The sequence below is a fragment of the Micromonospora globosa genome (genome assembly GCF_000717585.1).
Lineage (GTDB): Bacteria > Actinomycetota > Actinomycetes > Mycobacteriales > Micromonosporaceae > Micromonospora > Micromonospora aurantiaca.
Genome location: NZ_JNZR01000013.1, coordinates 41,379 through 60,576 on the forward strand (window position 1 = coordinate 41,379; position 19,198 = coordinate 60,576).

A 19,198-nucleotide genomic window follows, 5' to 3' on the forward strand; every position below is an offset into this window, starting at 1 on the left:
TCGCCGAAGTCAGGCAGGGGCACTGACCCGGTGACCGTCGAGGTGGGCGAGGACGGCCTGGTTGGCTTCCCACCCGTCCGGGAACTTGATGAACGATCTGAGGTGCATCGGCTCGGTGGACGGGTGCGCGTCCAGTAGCTCCGGAATGCCTTTTCTGCCCACGACGATGCTGGCGTGCCGGTGCCGGGAGGCAAGGACACACAGGCGACCGGATTCGAGGTGGAATGCGGTGGCGTCGATCCGCCCGGACAGGGGGTGCAGGATGACGGTGATGTCGAACTCGGCGCCCTGCAGCCGGTTGGCGGTATCCACCCGGATACCGGTGGCGCCACGGGCACGGAGTTCGCGGCCGAGCGCGGCCACCTGGTCGCGGTGCGCTGCGCCGACGGCGATCCGGTGGGCAGCCAGCAGACGTCCGCCGCGGGCGTGTTCGCAGTACGTTTCCGCGCCCCGCTGCAGCAGGCGCGCAGCGATGTCGGCCGTCGCGGCGATCGCCTCTTCATCGGTGCGTACCGTGTTGCGATGCGGCAGCTCGTAGAAGCCCCACCCGGTCTCGGCTGCCATGCTGATCACCTCGTCGACCGGTGTGGGCCGCAGGCCGGGAACCCGCAGCACGACGTTGCGGTCGACGGCGGTGGTGCCGGGCTGGAAGGGGGTGAACGGGTAGAACGCCTCCTGCACGACCCCGGCCGCGCTTGGCGGCAGCCGCCACGACAGGGGCAGGTGGTGCGGCGTGATGTCCGGGTTGTTGCGGAGCAGCACGGCCACGGCACTCTGCATCGGATCCCATGGCAGGCCGGCCCACCGCTCACCGTCGACCGGTGAGAACGGGTCCAGCTGCCCGGGGTCACCGACGAACAGCATCCGCTGAAACAGTGCGGCGACGAGCAGGAGCATGTCGGAGCGCATCTGATACGCCTCGTCCACGATCGCCCAGGGAAGCTTCCCCGCTGTCTCCGCCCGGCTCCATTTCGCCGCGGTTCCGACCACGACCCGGCAGTCCCCGAGCGTGTCCAGACGGCTGCCGATCTGCACGTTCGGCAGCTGCACCCAGGTGGGTGGGCCGTAGTCCTCGCGGGTGAGCCGCCCGATCAGCAGATGCGGCAGCCGCTCGGCGATCTTCCTGGTCAGGTCATCGACCTGCGCGTTGGTCTGCGCGACCACCATGATCGGCTCGCTGGCTTCGGCGACCTCCGCGGCGACCCGGACAACGAGGGTGGACTTACCCGCTCCGGGCGGTGAATCGACGACGACGCCCTGCTGCTGGGTGCTGGTGAAGTCGGCGATGATCTCGGCGGTTCGGGCTTCGGCGAGTTGCTGAGGTGAGGTCATGACCAGTCCTCCACCGCGTCGTCCGGTACGGGAACATACTCGGGCGGCGGCCCGCCGTGAGTCCACGGAATGTCGTCCCGGGTCGGCCATGCCCGGCTGCGGCGCACGAAGGTGTCGGCGAGTGCGGTGTAGACCACCTCGTCACCGGTGGCTGGGACAGAGCCTGGTGCCGGGGTCCGTCCGCGGCCCATCTTGTCCTGCAGTTCGAGTTCGATGATCCAGCCGTCGGTGGTCTCCTCGATACGGGTGATCAGCGCCCGCTGGCCGTTGCGGCCCGGGTCATGCACTTGTTGTCCCTCTTCGAGACGGACCGGGTCGGCGGTGGTGACGGTGACCAGGGGGCGTGGCACGAGCTTCTGTGTTGCGCGTACCCGGCGCGTGGCGTCGCTCTTGACGACCGTGCCGGCGAACGCCTCGCCGGCGAGCCGGTAGTCGGCGATCACGAGCGGGTCGTCGTAGGCGCGCTCGGCGTTGAAGCTGGCCAGCCGTTGTTCCATTTCGGCGAGGCGCTGTGCGCCGCGTACCGCGTTGTCCCGCTTGGCCTGCGGGTTACCGCCGTTCGTCACGTAGTAGTGGAAGGCGGTGAAGCGGTCGCGCTGCCGCTCCCATCGGCGCGCCACCCGCGGCGCCGGCGGCTCCTGCCGAAGCAGTTCGATGGCATGCCACACCAGATCCCAGGTCGGTCTCATCTGCTCTAGGAGCATGCTGGTCAACCGGCTGAGGACCTGCCGTCTGGCGGGTTCCGTCGACGCCGCCGCGAGATCTCTGAGAGTGGGCTGCAGGAACAGACGGTCGAAGGTGGGATCGGTTGCCGGGCCCGCCGGCGGGCACAGGGCCGGATCCTCGGCACGGCGCACCGCGTCGGTGATCGCCATTCCCGGCGGCGGCGCCAGCCAGGCCATCAGCGCGGCGAGATTGCCGTCCTCGACATCGCTCTGCCCGGTCGCCCATACACAGCTCAGCGCCCGGGTGGCCGGCACCAGCACGCAGGAGTCCGCGAACTCGGCCTGTTCCGCCAGCCAGGTCAGCCAGATACCCAGTTGCCGTACGGACGGGGCGACAGCCCAGCGGCCCTCGCTGGACCGGAACCGCGTCATCCGTCCGAGGAGCCGGACGTAGTCGATGCCGGCCGGGTTCGGAACCCAGATCTGTGGTGCCTCGGTTGCCCGCACCGACAGTTCCGGTCCACGGCTTTCGATCCGTTGTGTGGTAGCCGCCATAGAGGCAATCGGGTAGAGCAGGTGCCCGGCGAGCCGTTCCGCGAAGCGCAGCCGTTCGGCGCGCTCGCGCGGCTGGCGAGTGACTATCACTTCTGGCCGTTCGGGGTCGGTGCCGACCATCACTGCCAGGGGGGCGTTCGTTTCGCCCGCGAGAGTGATCGGCACCATCACGATCGAGTGGTCGGAGATGTGCAGATGGCGATACATGGTCAAGCGCTGCGGAGCCTGCGCATCGGCGGCAAGCGCCCGGGCCAACGATGTCATCATGGTCATCGTCGCGGCTCCAGGGCCTGCTGCCGCATCTGATAGGCCGCGCGCAGCAGGCGGGCGGTCTGACGCTGACTGTTGTCGGGTTGCCGGACGCCGGTGGCCAGCCCGACAACTTCAGCGATGGAGTCGATGCCGCCCAACTCCTCGCGAACCACCCGGCCGAGCACCGGAACGGTGCCGTCTGCCTCCGCCCGGCACACACCAGCCAGCTCGCAGCTCTCCAGACAGTCCGGTGAGTAACGCGCGGCGACCCGGGCGAGATCTACAGCGAGCTCTTCGGGGCTACGGGTCGGCTGGCCGTCGCGGTCCAGCAGCAGGTCGAAGGTCAGCGATGCGGGCAGTAGCGGCAGAAGATCCTCGATCGACTCCATGCGGGCCAGGTGCCGCTTCAAGGATGCAAGCTGCTTACGCACGTCGATCAGCTCTGCTACCGGCTGATTACTGAAGTCTTTGGGGCATACGAGGATCACCTCGTGGGAGACCAACTCCGGGGAGAGCCCAGCGGTCTGCAGCATCTCGCGCATCGCCAGTACGTAGACCGCCGCCTGCTGTGCCGCGGCGGCAACCTTTCCGGAGTCCGCCGTGCCATCCACAATCGGGAAGGACTTGATCTCGACGATGTGGAAGCGGTCACCGAACTTGAAGGCGATCAAGTCGGGCTCGATGTGCACCCGGACGCCGTTCATGGTCAGCTGCAGGATCGGATGATCGAACATCGTCCCGACCGGGTCCGAGGCGCGTGCTGCTTCCACCAGAGCGCTACGGGACCGCTGAAGCCGGGCACTGATCCGATCGTCGTCATCGGCCGGGTTTAGATCATGGTAGTGCGCCTGAGCAGTCGGCAGGTCGATGTGTTGCCGGAGCAGACGCAAAAGGTCGTTGCCTCCTTCGGCCTTGACTTGGGCCTCGAAGCTCTTTCCACGAGCCAGCGCGATGCTCGACATTTGGCCGACAGTCATTCGGTAGCCGAGCCTGTCGGCAATCAAGGCCTTGTCCACGCCGGCAGCATCCATGAGGGTGCGACGTCGGCAGCCGGGGTTGGCGGCAAGCGCAGCGAGAGTGCGGGCGTTGTGCGGCCTTCGCGGTGCCGCACCACGGATGGCATTGAGACGGTCGTCGACGACGGTCATCCTGTCCTCTGCAGAGACGGGGTCCGGGCTTCGCGGTACCGGGCCGCCGGTATCGGTGAAGTTGCTAGGTAGCGCTGCGTACCGCTCTAAGCGGTGAAGCACCGAACAGCTGTTGAACGTCGTCGAGTCGACGGCGTGCTGTGTCGGCGGCAGCCTTGCGTTGTGCACGATCGGAGTCGTGGTGGACTTCGAGTTCGGCCCTCGCTGCTGAGATGATCGCCGCCGGCTTGGCGGCGTCAAATGATTCCGCCGCGCCCGGAATGTTGGTCGCGAACCGCCACAAAAGCCTGCTCGCCTGCGGCCCCGGATCACCGGTCCGCTCGACGTGCTCAGCCAGCCGGATCGCCCCTGACAGGAAATCGACACGCGGCGACAGTGGGCCGATCATCCGACGATCTAGAGACCATGTAGAAACGGCCAGCAAACCTCGCACGCTGACCAACTGGTCCACCGCGAGCGCACTGCACAGGTAGTACGGGCGGGCGAGGGGTGCTGAGCGGAACGACCGCTCCTCATCCCGCCGAAGGCTGGTCAATTTCGCGCTGACCAAGTCGCCGGCGTAGAACGCCTCATGCACCGCCACGATCAGCTTCGGCGCAGCTGGCACGCCCAGCAAGGTGAGTACCTGGTGAACCTGCTCACGCATAGGGAGCAGCGACACGCTGGATGGCAACGAGATAAGCGGTGCATGCGCCTGGTCATCGTCCGGCGCTTCGATACCTTGTAGGGCTTCATCCCATCGCTGCTCGGCCGCGCGCAGCTCGGCACGAAGTGCAGGAACCTCGACGCGCTGCCCACTGGACAGCGCGCGACGGATTCGTGCTCGCAGACCTGAGATCAGGTCTTCGAGTTCATCCATCGTTTCAGCCATGCGGGGAAGGCTAGCACCAGGTTCCACTATCTTCCAGTATTGACCAGCAAGATCCTTTACATTCCACCTTTGGATAGGTCAGGCGTGAGCCCCCTCCCCGGACCGGGAGGCGGACGGATGCCATGCCAGGGCAGCGACAGCAGTCCCGCCCGCTCGCGGACGCTGAGGCAGGCAAAGATCAGGTCCCTGCGGGGAGGAGACCCTGAAAGGGATCGTCGTGCGGAATGTCGTCGGTCCAGAACCCATAGCGGTGTTCGAGTACCTGCATGACGGGGTCGGCGGACGTGTCTCCATGATGGAGCACCAGTCCCCAGCGTCGTAGGCTGCTCACGGCCGCCATGTGGATTCTGTGCATCATGACGTCTCGGGAGATCTCTGCCGGAGAAATGCGCGGGTCGTCTGGTCGCTCTTCCCTCAACGCCTCGTCGAAGACAGCCTCCCGAAGCTGTCCCAACCGTTCTACAGTGAGTGACCCGCAACGAGCTTCTATGCGGTGGTTGACAGTCAGGTTCATCACGACGGTGAGCAGGTGCCAGTCCTTCCAGCCTTCCTCGCGCAGGCTGTTGAACAGACCCCGCACTCGCTCGTCTTGCAGCAGCGCCGGCAGAGTGTGGCGGATGGGTATGGGCAAAACCTCGTAGCGTTCCGCCAGGATCGCGTGGGCCTTCTCGACGCTGTAACCCGGTCCGGGGCTGGAGCGTGGGTTGAGGTGCAGTGAAGCGGCTCGTGGGGTCGGGCGGTCGGCATGGACGAGAGGGCGATAGCGGGCGTCGGCGAGAGGAGGAATGGGTTGCGTCCGGAATCGCGCCAGTTCGCGATAGGGGCGACCGATTTCCAGGTTCTGGAACAGTCCGTTGCGGGCTGCCTGGTCCATGAGTTGGCTGAACGGTTCCCGGCCGAGCAGCGAGTTGCCGAGCAGGACCTGGAACGCCAGATGTAGGACGCCTTGCCGGATGTGTTGCTCGTCGTCTGCCTCGTCTTGCGGTTCGGCGGGCAGGAATAGCAGCCACTGGCGCTGGCCGCCGTTGACGCGGGTCATGTAGGTGTCGGTCGGTCGTCGATAGGCCGGGTAGGTGCGGATCTCGATGTCGACGTCTTGGGGAATGATCGCCGGGTCGAGGGAGGCGAACTCCACGAGCAGGATCTGCAGGATCGATGTGAAGTCCTCGATCGCCAGCACGGTGTTCTGCTCGTTGCGCCCGTGGATGGTCCAGACCACCCCCAGGGCGCGGAAGACGATGGTGCGCTCCGGGCCGACGTCGCTGAACGGTGCGCCAGCCTTGTCGGACAGCCAGTCCAGCCACTCCTGCTCGGTGTATGACACCCTCGTCGACCACGCGTCGACGCCGGTTCGGACCAAGGGAGCTAAGTGGCCTCGGTCGAGGATGTTCCAAAAGGCTGGCTCGAAGTTCGGGCGGGTCTGACGCGCCACGAGGGCGGTGTACACCTGGTACTGCACGGCCGCTGACACGTAGGTGTGGCGGTCGAGATTTGCAGGATCGGGTGCGTAGGCGAGGTGGGCGAGGCTGGCGATCGACGCCAGGTCCGCGGAGGCGATCCAAGCCCCGGCCAGGTGGTCTTGGTTTGCCGCCGAGAACAGCGCCATCGGAAGGAACTCGCGGTCGGACGGCTCGAGGCTGCTGCGCGCGATAGCTGCCGTGGCCAACGCGTACTTCTTGGCGGCGAGGTACATGCCCAGGGCGCAGTAGATGTCCACGATGTTGGCCATCGCCCGTAGTGCGCCGTAGAGGGTGTCACCGTGGAACCAGTTGACCTTGGCCTGGTGGAACTCTCTCAGGGCGTCAAGGAGGCGGCCGGCCTTTTGCAGGGCGGTAGCCCGCTGGCGGCATTTGTCGCCGACTGCTACGTCACCCTCCTGCCGCTTGACGGCATCGTCCAGCCCGTCGCACACCTGCCGGTATAGCGGATGGTCGCGTAGGGTGGGCGCGAGGATGTCGATGACGGCGCTGAATGAGTCGATCGGGTAGCCGCGTGCGTCGGGAAGTAGTTTGGTGAGTTCGAGCAGCCGCCGCATGCCGTCGTCGAGGTCCACAACGGGTGCCGCGTCGAGATGTTGCTGGAGCGCACCCTCGTGGATTGCTTCCATCAATGCTTCGTACTGCTCGTCGAGTTCGGCGAGGGTCGCGCTGCCGCGAAGCTCCGCGCCGGTGTAGTCGACGTGCAGCGCCAGGTGCGCGGCGGCCTGCAGCAGACCTGCTCGGGCGTTAGGTCCCCAGTCCCGTTCGAGAAGCTGGTTGACGTGGCGACGTAGCTGCGGTATCCAGGTCACGATCTCGGGCAATGGGATGTCGGTGTGGTCGAGCGCGGCCGCTGTGGTGCAGACCTGGACGAGGACGCTCGCGTTGAACAGGATGGTCGGGTCGTCGCTCAGCTCGATCTCGGACATGAAGCGGCGGATTAACGGCTCCGCAGGTCGAAGATCTGCCTTCCCCCGGCTGCGTGCCGCCACGATCTCGTAGACGGTGTGCAGCCGCACATCGGCGTCCACGTTGTTCTCGGCGAGCCGGGTCATGAGGGTCAGCCACCCATCGAGGTCCACTCGGGTGGGCCCCGGTGGTATGGCGTGTCTCAGCCCGTGGCGCAAGTCGAACATGTCGCCCAGGTTGGACGGGGTCCGGTGTGGGCCCTGCCAGTACTCGCGGAGTGCGACGTACCAGTCGGGAAGGTCCGGCTCGGGCTCATCGGCCTGTTGAGGTGCCAGCTCGGCCGGCAGGTGCAGGTACTTCTGGGCGATCCAGTACAGGTCTGGCTCGGCAAGCCAATCCGCCAGCCCGACTCCGTCAATGATCTCCAACCCGACGTCGTACTGCTCCAGCGCCCAAACTTCTACCTTCTTGCGCACACCCACGGGCACGTCCGCTGCAGCGAAGATGTAGATCCGGTCGACGTGGGTTCCCTGCGTACAGATGGCCGCGATGTCGCTCTCAAACTTCGCCCGTAGCTTGTCCCGTTGAATGGTGCAGGCGAAGGCGACGACGTCCCGAGACGCCAACGCCAAAAAACCCAGGGCGAACGGCAACTCCTCTACCAGGTAGGTGCGGAACGTCTCAAAGTCTCTGCCCTGGTCTCCACCAGCGGAAACCGGGCCGGTGGCGGGCAGAACGTTGCTGGCGATCCGCCGCTTGGCCACGTGGCGACACACGTGCTCGAACGAATGATGCGCGTTCTCTCCCGCCAGGAGGCTCAAGCTGACCCTGATCATCTGCGCTCTCTCGACCGGAGTAGCCACCACGCCCCACCTCACGCCTAGCCCAGTCCGTCGCATCCTGCCACCCTCCGTCGAGTTCGCCATGGACATGGTGTTGGGTTGACGCCGTATCGGTTTAGCGGTCTCCGTGGATCAGGGCGACGACCTCGGCAAGTTCGTCTGGGGCGACGCGGGCGTCGAGGATGGCCGCGATGCCGCCCGAGTTCCACTTGCGGAGTTGGTCGACGTCCTGCCCGGCCGCTCGCATGCGCTCTTCGACGAACCAGTACCGGTCGGCCAGCGTGGCCCGTCCGGCGGCGTAAACGCCGGGCACCGCGACCGTTCCGCGGCATGCGGTGACCTGTCGGCCGAGGTTGTCGTCCCACAGCTCCAAGTCCCAGCCCGGCCACAACTCGGACCACTTCTTGGTCAAGCCGGCCAATGGTCGGATGGTCCACAGCCCGGCCCGTCGCCGCGCCGGGTCGAGGTGCAGCCCCGCCGTCGGATGTGTCGAGCACGCAGTGACGAGGTCGCGTGGGTCGAGCCGGTCCAGCAGGCGTGGGCCGAGCAGCCACGGTGGGCAGGACTCGAAGGGCAGGGCGTATGCCCGGCACCCGTCAGTGTCGGTCACGCTGACGAGGATTCCACCGCGCCGTCCGGCCGCTCGCCGCCGTCGGGGTACAGGCCGTGCCACCACGTGGACTCGCTGCGTACCTGGTCGCGGTCATCCCCGAGGTACACCGCCAGGTCGGCGATCCCGTCGTACGCCCAGGTCACCGTCCACCCGCTCCAGGTGCGCCGGTACGCGTCGACCAGCCCCGCGCGGTAGGCGTACCGCCAGTCGAGGGACACCTGTCCCAGCTCAGTGAAGAGCAGCAGGTGCCGGGCGTCGACGTCGATGAGCACTGCGCCTTTACAGGCCAGGTCGTCGAACCAGAAGTTGTCCCGGTAGTCGTCGAGCTGGGCGAGCCAGCGAAGCGTGATGTCAGGCCCGACAGCGAAGTGATAATCGAGTCCGTAGCCGGCGCCACCGCCTTGCGCGTACCGCTCGCATCGTCCGTCCCGAACGAGCACGTAGTTCACTCGGCTGCCCATGGCCGCTGATATTAGGACCCAGGATCCTCCGAGGCATGGTGGGCTGATTGGCGAGCCGCCGAACTCGTATAGACCGCCCGGTTGTCTTTGACGTCTCACCCACATTGCCGCCTGGTAGCGACTGAGTCGGAGCGACGTCCCGTAGACCTCCCGGAATACCACGGCCGACACATTTGTACATGGTGATCGGCCGACGAAGAACCCAAGAGGGCGATCGCATGCCCGAGCGACACGGACAACCGTTCACGCTCCGTGCTAAGCTATCCTTAGTCGCATGAGCACCCATTTTGTACATGGGTGCTACCCGCGAGTGTCCGAATCCCCCTCTCGGACACGTTAACCCCCACGGGTGTCAGCGATGGCGTTCGGTGGGGTTTCCGCTGTTCGGCGCTGATGCGGTATCGCTTGCGGTCGATAAGTCGGCGTGGGGGTTGGGATCGAATGGATGCCCAGCGCGCCGCCGATGGCGCAGCTGACCAGGGCATCGTGTTCAAGTAGGGCGTCAACCACTGCGTGGGGGTCGGTGTGCGGCATGCCGAGGTGTTCGGCGAGCTGCCGGATGGCCTTGGCTTCGTGGATGTAGACAATGCGTGGCCGGGTGGTGCCGGCCGGGACCGCGCTGCGGAAACCGTGACGGCACCGGTAGGCGGCGTGGCTGTTGACCCAGTGCGAGTCGAGGATCCGGCCGCACTCCTGGCAGCGGATCAGTCCGGTGAGTAGGTAGCGTCCGCTCGACCCGTCGGCGGGTGCCGGCAGGGCGTTGGTCTGCTGTGCGGCGACGAAATCGTGTTCGCTGACCAGCGGCGGATGCGCAAGGTCCCGGGAGATGACCCACTGTTGCATCAGGTTCCAGCGGCGTACCTCCGATTGACCGAGCAGGTCATCGGCGGCGTCGAGGGGGCCGCGGTCGGTGTGCTGCCGGTTCCAGACCTGCCGGCCGGTGTAGCGAGGGTTGGCCAGGATCGATGCCACCGTGCGTAGCGTCCATCCGGCGCCGCTGCGGTGCCGGTTTCGGCCGGGGTCGACGCTGGACGGGCAGGGCACGTGCCGGTCGTTGAGGTCGCGGGCGATTCCGGCGACGCTGCGCCCGGTGAGGCGCTGGGCGAACATCCACTGGACATGCGGAGCGGTGGCAGGGTCGGGTTCCAGCCGGTGGGCCACGCGTCCCCACTTGGCGTGGGCCCGGTTCGGGTGCGGTCCTGCCGCGACCAGTCGGTAACCGTACGGTGGTCGGCCGCCGAGGTGGCGGCCTTGCTCGATGACCTGGGCCCGCATGGCGGCCTTGGCGCGGAACCGCGAGCGTTGGACCTCTCGTTTGGAATGCACGCCGAGCAGGGCCAGCAGCGACAGGTGAAGGTCGTTGCTGGCGTCGACCGGGCCGTTGAGCTCGGGCAGCCACAGCTCGACGCCGTAGAGTTTGAACAGCGGCGCGAGGTCGCGGAACTGGTTGCCGTAGAAGGCTCGTTCGAACTCTCCTATTACCACCGCGTCGAATCCGCGGTCGGGGTCGGCGAGGGCTGCCAGCAGTCGCGCGGCTTGCGGGCGGCGCGGCCAGGGCAACTGCCGGGAATGGCCTACGTCGAAGAATTCGGCCACGATGACGCCTCGGCCGTCGATCACGTCTTCGGCGAAGTCGCGCTGCCAGCGCGCCGACGACAGCTGGTCCTGGAATTCCCGGGTCGACATCCGGCCGTAGAACGCGAAGCGGATGCCCAGGGGATGTGGTGTTATCGGGCGCCGCTTCCGTGGGCGGCGTCGCCGGTTCGGCTGCCGTATCCACCAGCCGAGCAGGTCGGGGGCGTCGAGCTTCGCCGAGTCCTGCACCAGGACCTCCCACACTGAGGTTTGCAGTTACTCATCTCGATATTGGTGGACAACGACGCAGGGGTTGGCTGGACTCGGCCCCGCACACAGACCTGTTGGCTCGACTGGTAGGGCAACCGCCGGTCGAGTGGGGCGCGTTCTGTCGATCTCGTAGTGGTTGAAGATCCTTATGATCACCCGTGGCACATGCCCGGTCACGGTCGATCTTGGTCTTGTCCAGGGGAGGACGCGGTCTTCGCCGACCTCTCGGGGAGGCAAGCCGATCGACACCGCCATCGGCCTTGCGTGCGTAGCCCATGAATGTGTGCCTATGCGGTGTCACCGCACGGTGAGCGGAGGCCTTGACGAAATCTTGACGGTACGCCGCATCGGTCGTTGAGACGCCGGTCGGAGCATGAATGGCGTAAGGCACGGAAGCGAGGTAGGGAGACGGCGATGATGGGCTACGGCTGGGGTATGGGGATGGGCGGTTGGATCTTCATGGCCCTGTTCTGGATCGTGGTTGTCGGGCTGATCGTCTGGGGCGTCGGCGTTCTGCTGCCCCGGGGCCGTTCGGAGCAGGGTGGCCGGCCGGAGCGGCCGGAGGAGATCCTCGACCGTCGGTTCGCCCTCGGCGAGATCGACGTCGAGCAGTACCGGCGGGCACGCGAGGACCTGGCGGCGGCCCGTTCGGCCCGGAGGTGAGGACGATGAGGCACAAGCGGGCGGCGCTGGCCGCGGCGATCGTCGCGGCGGTGACAGCGGTGACCACCGGGGCAGCCTGGGCGGCGGCCGATCCATCACCCCCGAACTGGAACATGATGGGCGGCCACTCCGGCCCCGGCATGATGAGCGGCGCAAGCATGATGGGCGGTTCCTACGGCCTGGCCGGTGACGGGCAGCGGGTGGAGTCGCTGGACCAGGCCCGTCAACGCGGGGCCGCGTTCGCCGACCGGCTCGGTCTGCGCGTCGGTGAGACGATGCAGTTCGCCAACGGCTACTACGCGGAACTGACCACAGCAGCGGGGCGCGGTGCCACGGAGGTGCTGATCGATCCGGGCAGTGGTGGGGTCAGCGTCGAGTACGGTCCGGCGATGATGTGGAACACCGGCTACGGGATGCACGCCCGCGCGACGACCGGGGCGGCGCGGGTGTCGGCGGCCGAAGCCACCACCATCGCCCAGCGCTGGCTCGACCGGCAGGGGAGGGGACTGGTTGCCGGCGAGGCCGATGAGTTCCCCGGGTACTACACCCTGCACACGCTGCGGGACGGAAGGCCGGTCGGGATGATGTCGGTGAACGCGTACACCGGCGCGGTGTGGGATCACACGTGGCACGGGACGTTCGTCACCATGAGCGAGGAATAGGTGCCATGCGGGTTGACGGGGTGGAGCCGGGCGCCGGGGGCGCCCGGTTCCGCGCGCTGGTGGTCGACGACGAGCCACCCCTGGTGCAGGTCGTCTCCGGCTACCTGACCCGGGAGGGCTTCGACGTGGTCACCGCCGCAGACGGCAACGCCGCCGTGGAGTCGGCCCGCGACACCGAGCCGGACGTGATCGTGCTGGACCTGATGCTGCCCGGTATCGACGGCGTCGAGGTGTGCCGGCGTGTCCGGGCGTTCAGCGACGCGTACATCATCATGCTCACCGCCAAGAGCGACGAGGTGGACAAGTTGGTGGGGTTGTCGGTCGGGGCCGATGACTACCTGACGAAGCCATTCTCACCCCGGGAGCTGGTCGCCCGGGTGCGCGCCATGCTTCGCCGCCCGCGTACGCCTTCGGCCGTACCGGAGACCCAGGTCCGCCGATTCGGCGACCTGGAGATCGACGTGGCCGGGCGGGAGGTCCGCGTGCGCGGCCAGGATGTTGAGCTGACGCGCACCGAATTCGACCTGCTCGACGCGCTCAGCGCGCAGCCCCGGGTGGCGTTCAGCCGGCGGCAGTTGCTGGACCATGTCTGGGGCGGCGACTGGTACGGCGACGAGCACGTCATCGACGTGCACGTCGGTAACCTGCGTCGCAAGCTCGACGACGACGCCACCCAGCCGCGCTACGTCCGCACCGTCCGTGGCGTCGGCTACCGGATGGGTCCGGGCTGATGCGGCCCGGACTGCGAACCGACCGGCTCTCGACCCGGCTGTTCATCGCGCAGTCGCTGATCGTGGCTGCCGGGGCGGTCACCCTGGTGCTGGTGGCGTTCGCCGTCGCGCCGGCCCTGTTCCGCAGTCACCTGCACCGCATGATGGGCATGTCCGCCGGCATGACCCAGGATCTCGAGTCCGCCCTGATCGCCACGCTGCTCGTCGCGCTCGGTGTGGCGGTTGGCGCCGCTCTGGTGACGTCGTTGGCGGTGAGCTGGTTCATCACGCGGCGGTTGGCCGGTCCGCTGTCCGAACTCTCCGGAGTCGCGACCCGCGTCGCCGACGGTGACTACGACGCGCGGATGCCGCCGAGCCGGCTGGGAGCGGAGCTCGCCGCGGTGGATGACGCGTTCAACCGGATGGCCGCCACGCTGCAGAACACCGAACGGCGCCGGCTGGAGCTGCTCGCCGACCTCGCACACGAGCTGCGTACCCCGATCGCCACCGTCGACAGCTTCCTCGAGGGCATCGAGGACGGTGTCATCCCCGCCATCCCGGATACGTGGCGGACGCTTCGCGATCAGACCAGGCGGCTGGACCGCCTGGCCGATGATATCCACGGCCTCTCGCGGGCGGAGGAACGCCGGGCCGACCTGCGGGTCGAGCCGCTGGACGTCGACGTGGTCGTTGACGAGGCGGTTCGCGCCGCAGCCGCCGGTTACGCAGACAAGGGCGTCGTCCTCGAACACCGGGCCGGTCCCGCGCCGGCGCGGGCGCTCGCCGACCCCGACCGGCTGCGCGAGATCCTCGACAACCTGCTCGGCAACGCGCTCCGCCACACTCCCACCGGCGGAAGCGTCACGATCACCACCAGCTCCAGCGCCAGAGAGGCGGCCATCGCGGTCGCCGACACCGGCGAGGGCATCGCCGCCGAGCACCTGCCACACGTGTTCGATCGGTTCTACCGGGCCGACCCGGCCCGCAGCCGGACTACCGGGGGTAGCGGCATCGGGCTGACCATCGCCCGCGCCCTGGCCCAGGCCCACAGCGGCCGGCTCTCGGCCGCCAGCGCCGGCATCGGAGCCGGTGCCACCTTCACCCTCACCCTGCCCGCAATGCCGGCCCGCTGAGTTGCCGGCACGCAGGCGGGGGAAGCATGTGACGTGCGCCCGATCACACGTACGCGGGGATGCGGTCGGGTGCGTCTCCCACGCGACCGACGCCCCGCCCCTACTGAAGCCCGGGCCCGTTCTTCAGCGAATCTTCATGGTCTTCGGACGGGTCTTCCGCCGACTTCGCGTCATTGTTGGTGGGGGCGGAAGGTCACCCTGAACCCTGCCAGGACAGGGGCCCTCGGCCAGCAAGTTGATCAACGATGAGAAGGTGGACGCAGCCGATGAGCAGGACGTCGCAGCCGACGCGACCGAGCAGCAGATCCGGCTCCGCGCGTAAGGCGCAAGCCGGCGAGCCGCAGTCCGGGCCGACCCGGAAGATCGTCGTGACGGCGCTGGCCGCGCTGGCCGTCCTCTCCGCCGTGGTGGTGTTCGTCCTGCGGGACCAGGGCTCCTCGGCTGACCACGGCGCGGCGGGTACCGGGCACGACGGGTTCGGGCACGTGCACGGGGTTGCGACCGACCCGGGCAGCGGGGCCCTGTACGTCGCCACCCACGTCGGGCTGTTCCGCGTCGACGACGCGCACACCGCCGTGCGGGTATCGAAGGACGCCCTGGACCTGATGGGCTTCACCGTGGTCGGCCCCGGGCATTTCCTGGCCTCCGGCCACTCCGAGGACGGCCCGGCCAACGTAGGTCTGATCGAGTCGACCGACGGTGGGGTGACCTGGCGGGCGAAGTCGCTTTCCGGCGCGGCGGACTTCCACGGGCTGCAGGCCGCCCACGGCTCGGTGTACGGCTACAACTCCACGGATGGTGCGTTCATGGTGAGCGTCGACCAGCGGACCTGGGAGCAGCGGTCCCGGGTGGCGATGGGGGAGTTCGCGGTCAGCCCGACCGATGCGCAGAGCATCCTCGCGGTGGGGCGCGACGGGCTGCAGCGCTCCACCGACGGCGGCCGGAGCTGGCAGACGGTCGCGGGCGCTCCCGCTGTCGGCCTACTCGCCTGGGACCGCACCGGCGTGTGGGGGGTGGCCCAGGACGGAGCGATCTGGTCCTCGACCGATGGCGGGCAGCAGTGGCAGCGCCGCGGAGCGGTGCCGGGGCAGCCGCACAGCATCGCCACCGACAAGGGCACGCTCTTCGCCGCGCTCGCCGGTGACCGGGTCGTCGCCACCACCGACGCGGGCGCCACCTGGACCGACCGGTACGTGCCGCAGTGAGGTCGCCGGGCCGCTACCGTGGCCACAGCGGGTGCTCGCTGGCACTCAGGGTCCGGCGACGGCCGGCAGGTCGGTACGCCGGCAGAGTTGGTGCAGGTCACCTATCTTCGCCACCATGAGTGACGACGAGAAGCAGCGCCGCGTCTGGGACCGGCACGCCGCCGGCTACGACCGGCAGATGGCCTTCATCGAACGCCGCTTCCTGCGCGACACCCGGGAGTGGATCTGCCGGCAGGCCACCGGCGCCACCCTCGAGGTCGCCATCGGCACGGGGCGAAATCTGCCCTACTACCCGGACAGCGTACGGATCACCGGGGTCGAGTTGAGCCCGAGGATGTTGGAGATTGCGGGCCGGCGGGCCACCGAACTGGGCCGGGAGGTCGACCTGCGGCCCGGTACCGCCCACGACTTGGACTTTCCCGATGCCACCTTCGACACCGTCGTCTGCACCCTCTCACTCTGCGCCATCCCGGACGACCACCGCGCGGTCGAGGAGATGATCCGGGTCCTGCGCCCCGGCGGTCTGCTCCTGCTGGCCGACCATGTGGTCGGCGCCAATCGTCCCGTTCGGGCGATTCAACGCCTCATCGAACTGGTCAGCGTTCCGGCGGCCGGTGAGCATTTCCGGCGGCGTCCCATCCGTGACGTGGCCGCGGCCGGTCTGCACATCGAGCAGCATCAGCGCTTCGCCGCTGGTGTGATCGAACGCCTCGCAGCCAGTAAGCCGGCCGGCACGTGAGGGAGATTCCCGCCCTGCCCAACTTGTCCGTCGAGGGGTTCCGCCCTGACCAGCAAGGGTGCCAGCGGCGGCCTCAGCCGGTCAGGGAGATCGACACCTGCTGGCCTCCGCCGATGGTCTGCGGCGGCTGTCTCGCCACGTGAACGGTGACCGGTGCCGCGTTGCAGGGTGAGGCGATGAGGGCGAGGGCGCTGCCGGTGGCCGTGACGTGCAGCTGGTGGCCGCGGTAGGTGATCAGGGTGTGCAGCCGGGTGATCTCGTGCGGTAGGCGGGGGTTGAACCAGAGGGCGTCCTGCCGGGTCTCGATTCCCAGGTAGCAGCGTTCGGCCAGGTCGAGGGTTCCGGCCATGGCGCCGAGGTGGATGCCCTCCCGGGTGGTGCCGCCCTGGGTGTCGCGGATGTCGGCGGCCAACGCGTCGGTGAAGTTTCCGAAGGAGGCGGTCCGGTTGGTGCGGGCCTGCACCCAGGCGTGCACCACCCTGCTCAACGTCGATCCGTGGCTCGCCCGGTGCAGGTAGAAGCCGGCGGTGCGGGGCAGGGCCTCCGGTGGCCAGTGGTACCCCAGGCCGGCGAGCAGCTCGCGCAGTTCCTCGGCGGAGAGCAGGTAGAGCAGCATGAGCACGTCCGCCTGCTTGCCGATGCGGTAGCGGTTGGGGGAGTCCCCTTCGGCGGCGAGGATGAGGTCGAGCCGGCCGATGTTCCCGTACCGGCGGCGGTAGGCGTCGAGGTCGAGTTCCGCGAGGTCGGCGTAGCCGTCGAACTGGCTGATGATCCGGTCGTCGTGCCACGGCACGTACATCCTGGTGGTGATCTCGGCCCACCGCGCCAGCTCGCCGTCGTCGATGCCGAGCCGGTCGGGCAGGCTCGTGCCGTCTCGGCAGGCCAGCAGGTCGACCACCGCGAGGGCCTGGCGTAGCAGCCACACCGTCATCACGTTGGTGTAGGCGTTGTTGTCCAGGCCGGGTGCCTCGCGGTCGGGGTAGCCGTCGTGGAACTCGTCCGGGCCCATCACGCCGGTGATCTCGTACCGTCCGGTGCGCGGGTTGCGCCGCGCCAGGTCGGCGAAGAACCGGGCCGTCTCCAGGATCAGCTCCCCGCCATGCGTACGCAGGAAGTCCAGGTCCCCGGTGGCCTGGTGGTACTGCCACACCGAGTACGCGACCGCCAGGCCGACGTGCCGTTGCCGCGCCGACCGGTCCCGCATCCACCGGCCGGTACGGGTGTTGAACAGCTCCCTCGGCGTCTCCTCCCGGCCGTCGCTGCCGGACTGCCACGGGAACATCGCCCCCCGGCAGCCGATCGCGGCCGCGGCCCGCCGCGCGGCGTCGAGGCGACGCCACCGGTAGAGCAGCAGCGCGCGGCTGGCCTCGGGCAGGTGCAGCGCCAGCACCCGGTGGACGAAAACCTCGTCCCAGAAGACGTGACCCCGGTACCCCTCGCCGTGCAGGCCGCGCGCACCGACGCCGGCGTCGAGGTCGGTGACGTTCGGCGAGGTGGCGACCAGCAGGTGGAAGGTGTGCAGGTTGAGCTCCAGCGATGGCCAGGGATGGTCCGTGTGCAGCTCGATGTGGCTGCGTTCCCACAGCCGCCGCCACGCGCGGACCTGCTCACCGAGCAGTTCGGCGAAGGAGCCGGCCCGGGCCGCCGCGTCCCGGGACGCGGCGGCAGGTTCCGTGACCGCCCGGTCCTGGGAGGTGTGGTGGGCGGCGATCTTCTCCACGCGCAGCGGCTGGCCCGCGCGCACCGCGACCGTCCAGGTCTCCTGCGGACGACCGGGCAGCATGTCCACGCGCCGTTGTGCGTCCACGCGGACGCCGGCTTGGAACAGCCGGGTACGCACGGCGGTCGCGACCTCGACCCGGGACTGGGTCGTGCTGACCCGCAGCCACAGTCCGTCGTCGCCGTCTCGTCCCTGCCCGTCCGGGCGCAGGTGCCGGCCGGCCAGCGGCCCGTACTCGGCGACCTGCCGGTTGGCGACCCGACCGTCGATGCCCGAGCGCACCTGCAGCGTGCCCGACCAATTCTCCGGCACCAGCGTGGTCTCCAACGCGGACAGGTGCGGCGTCGCCATCGAGACGAGCATGCGCGACACCATGGTGGTGGCTCGGCCCGAACCGTCGACATGCCGGTAGCGGCGGTGCAGCACCCCGGCTCGCAGGTCGAGCGTCTGCCGGTGCTCGCTGACGCCGCGCGCGTCCGGTCTCACCCACCGCTCTCCGGGCCGTCGCCAGCGCAGCGTCAGCCAGTTCGGCAGGTTGACCAGGCTCTCGTCCTCATGGACGTGCTCATGCAGTCGCGTCCGCAGCCGGTTGAAGATCGCAGCGGCGTAGGTGCCCGGGTAGTGGCTGCGGCCGGCATCGGCCTCCGGTGCCGCGCCGCGGGTGGCCAGGTAGCCGTTGCCGATCGTGCACAGCGTCTCGCGGATCCCCTCCGTCGCGAGGTCGACGCCGGTGTAGTCGAGAAGCCAGCCGGCGTGCTCGGCGCCGGCCGTCGACGCCGGCTGCCACCATCGGCGTCGCATCGCCTGTTCGTCGACCGTCACGTACGCCAGACCGCGCAGCACCGGTTCCGCGCCGTGCGCCCGCAGTTCGGCCGCTGCCCAGGCCCCGCCGTACGCGATACCCACGACCAGCCCGAACCCGCCGCGACAGGCGGCCTGCACCCCCGCCGGCGCGCAATGCACCACCGCGGTTCGCGCCGGATGCACCCCGAGCAGCCTTGCCGCCTGCAGCAGGACCGCCGGGTCCGGCAGCCGCGCCGTAACCTCCTGGCCGTCTAGCACGAGGTCGGTCAGCTGGTCGATGCCGAATCCGTTGCCAGGCCGGCCGATGACTCCGGACGTCAGCCCCGACCGGCGCAGCGACCCGAGCAGGCTCTGCGCCTCCGCGACCATCACCGCAGTCGGCGGCCCCCAGGTGGCCGGTGGGTTGTGCTCCGACACCGCTGCCAGGTCGAACAGGACCGCGTCGAGACGTTCGAGGGGCAGGCGAAACCTGTCAGCACCGCAGCTGTCTCGCGCGTCGATGCCACTGTCGCCGCAAGTAGTCACCACCCGCCTCCACGAGCCTTCGGGTGAGGAGGCCCGCCCGGCAGGAGCCGCAGACCTTCCAGCGAG

At 68.5% G+C, this 19,198-nt stretch carries 15 protein-coding genes; 6 read left to right on the forward strand and 9 right to left on the reverse strand.

What is annotated here, in order from left to right; all coding sequences use genetic code 11:
• Positions 1–9 precede the first annotated feature (9 nt).
• The 8 genes from IF06_RS0114175 to IF06_RS0114210 all read right to left on the reverse strand — a co-directional run bounded on the left by IF06_RS0114175 (position 10) and on the right by IF06_RS0114210 (position 10,950).
• Entirely contained in the window at positions 10–1,332 is a 1,323-nt protein-coding gene (locus IF06_RS0114175; RefSeq protein WP_030271483.1) for an AAA family ATPase, read from the reverse strand.
• Positions 1,329–2,825: a hypothetical protein gene (locus tag IF06_RS0114180; protein ID WP_030271484.1), complete on the reverse strand. Its 1,497-nt coding sequence runs from the start codon at positions 2,823–2,825 to the stop codon at positions 1,329–1,331. Before IF06_RS0114180 ends, IF06_RS0114175 begins: the two co-directional genes overlap by 4 nt.
• Positions 2,822–3,952 (reverse strand): hypothetical protein, encoded by a 1,131-nt coding sequence (locus IF06_RS0114185; protein ID WP_030271486.1) that lies wholly within the window; start codon positions 3,950–3,952, stop codon positions 2,822–2,824. The genes IF06_RS0114180 and IF06_RS0114185 overlap by 4 nt, the downstream gene beginning before the upstream one ends.
• A gap of 64 nt (positions 3,953–4,016) precedes the next feature.
• On the reverse strand, positions 4,017–4,823 hold the full coding sequence (locus IF06_RS0114190) for a hypothetical protein (protein WP_030271487.1): 807 nt from the start codon (positions 4,821–4,823) through the stop codon (positions 4,017–4,019).
• Positions 4,824–5,001: 178 nt separating this feature from the next.
• Complete coding sequence (locus tag IF06_RS0114195; RefSeq protein WP_157551494.1) at positions 5,002–8,073, reverse strand: hypothetical protein; 3,072 nt, start codon at positions 8,071–8,073, stop codon at positions 5,002–5,004.
• Between the two features lie 94 nt (positions 8,074–8,167).
• Entirely contained in the window at positions 8,168–8,464 is a 297-nt protein-coding gene (locus tag IF06_RS33605; RefSeq protein ID WP_157551496.1) for a hypothetical protein, read from the reverse strand.
• A gap of 194 nt (positions 8,465–8,658) precedes the next feature.
• Positions 8,659–9,126 (reverse strand): hypothetical protein, encoded by a 468-nt coding sequence (locus IF06_RS0114205; RefSeq protein ID WP_157551498.1) that lies wholly within the window; start codon positions 9,124–9,126, stop codon positions 8,659–8,661.
• Between the two features lie 336 nt (positions 9,127–9,462).
• On the reverse strand, positions 9,463–10,950 hold the full coding sequence (locus IF06_RS0114210) for a recombinase family protein (RefSeq protein WP_083395384.1): 1,488 nt from the start codon (positions 10,948–10,950) through the stop codon (positions 9,463–9,465).
• Positions 10,951–11,385: 435 nt separating this feature from the next.
• Here IF06_RS0114210 and IF06_RS0114215 point away from each other — a divergent pair, with 435 nt between their 5' ends.
• The 6 genes from IF06_RS0114215 (at position 11,386) to IF06_RS0114240 (ending at position 16,083) form a co-directional block, all read left to right on the forward strand.
• Complete coding sequence (locus IF06_RS0114215) at positions 11,386–11,634, forward strand: SHOCT domain-containing protein (protein ID WP_030271497.1); 249 nt, start codon at positions 11,386–11,388, stop codon at positions 11,632–11,634.
• 5 nt (positions 11,635–11,639) lie between these two features.
• Complete coding sequence (locus IF06_RS0114220) at positions 11,640–12,296, forward strand: hypothetical protein (protein WP_198039661.1); 657 nt, start codon at positions 11,640–11,642, stop codon at positions 12,294–12,296.
• 5 nt (positions 12,297–12,301) lie between these two features.
• Positions 12,302–13,027, forward strand: coding sequence for a response regulator transcription factor (locus tag IF06_RS0114225; RefSeq protein WP_047890774.1), 726 nt, complete (start codon positions 12,302–12,304; stop codon positions 13,025–13,027).
• Complete coding sequence (locus tag IF06_RS0114230; protein ID WP_036310736.1) at positions 13,027–14,139, forward strand: sensor histidine kinase; 1,113 nt, start codon at positions 13,027–13,029, stop codon at positions 14,137–14,139. Before IF06_RS0114225 ends, IF06_RS0114230 begins: the two co-directional genes overlap by 1 nt.
• A gap of 266 nt (positions 14,140–14,405) precedes the next feature.
• A complete protein-coding gene (locus IF06_RS0114235; protein WP_030271505.1) occupies positions 14,406–15,344 on the forward strand; it encodes a F510_1955 family glycosylhydrolase in 939 nt (312 codons plus the stop codon).
• A 115-nt stretch (positions 15,345–15,459) separates the two neighbouring features.
• Positions 15,460–16,083, forward strand: a complete 624-nt coding sequence (locus IF06_RS0114240) for a class I SAM-dependent methyltransferase (RefSeq protein ID WP_030271507.1) — start codon at positions 15,460–15,462, stop codon at positions 16,081–16,083.
• Between the two features lie 73 nt (positions 16,084–16,156).
• Here the strand turns inward: IF06_RS0114240 and IF06_RS0114245 are convergent, their stop codons facing one another.
• A complete protein-coding gene (locus IF06_RS0114245; RefSeq protein WP_052166169.1) occupies positions 16,157–19,024 on the reverse strand; it encodes a glycosyl hydrolase family 65 protein in 2,868 nt (955 codons plus the stop codon).
• Between the last annotated feature and the right edge of the window lie 174 nt (positions 19,025–19,198).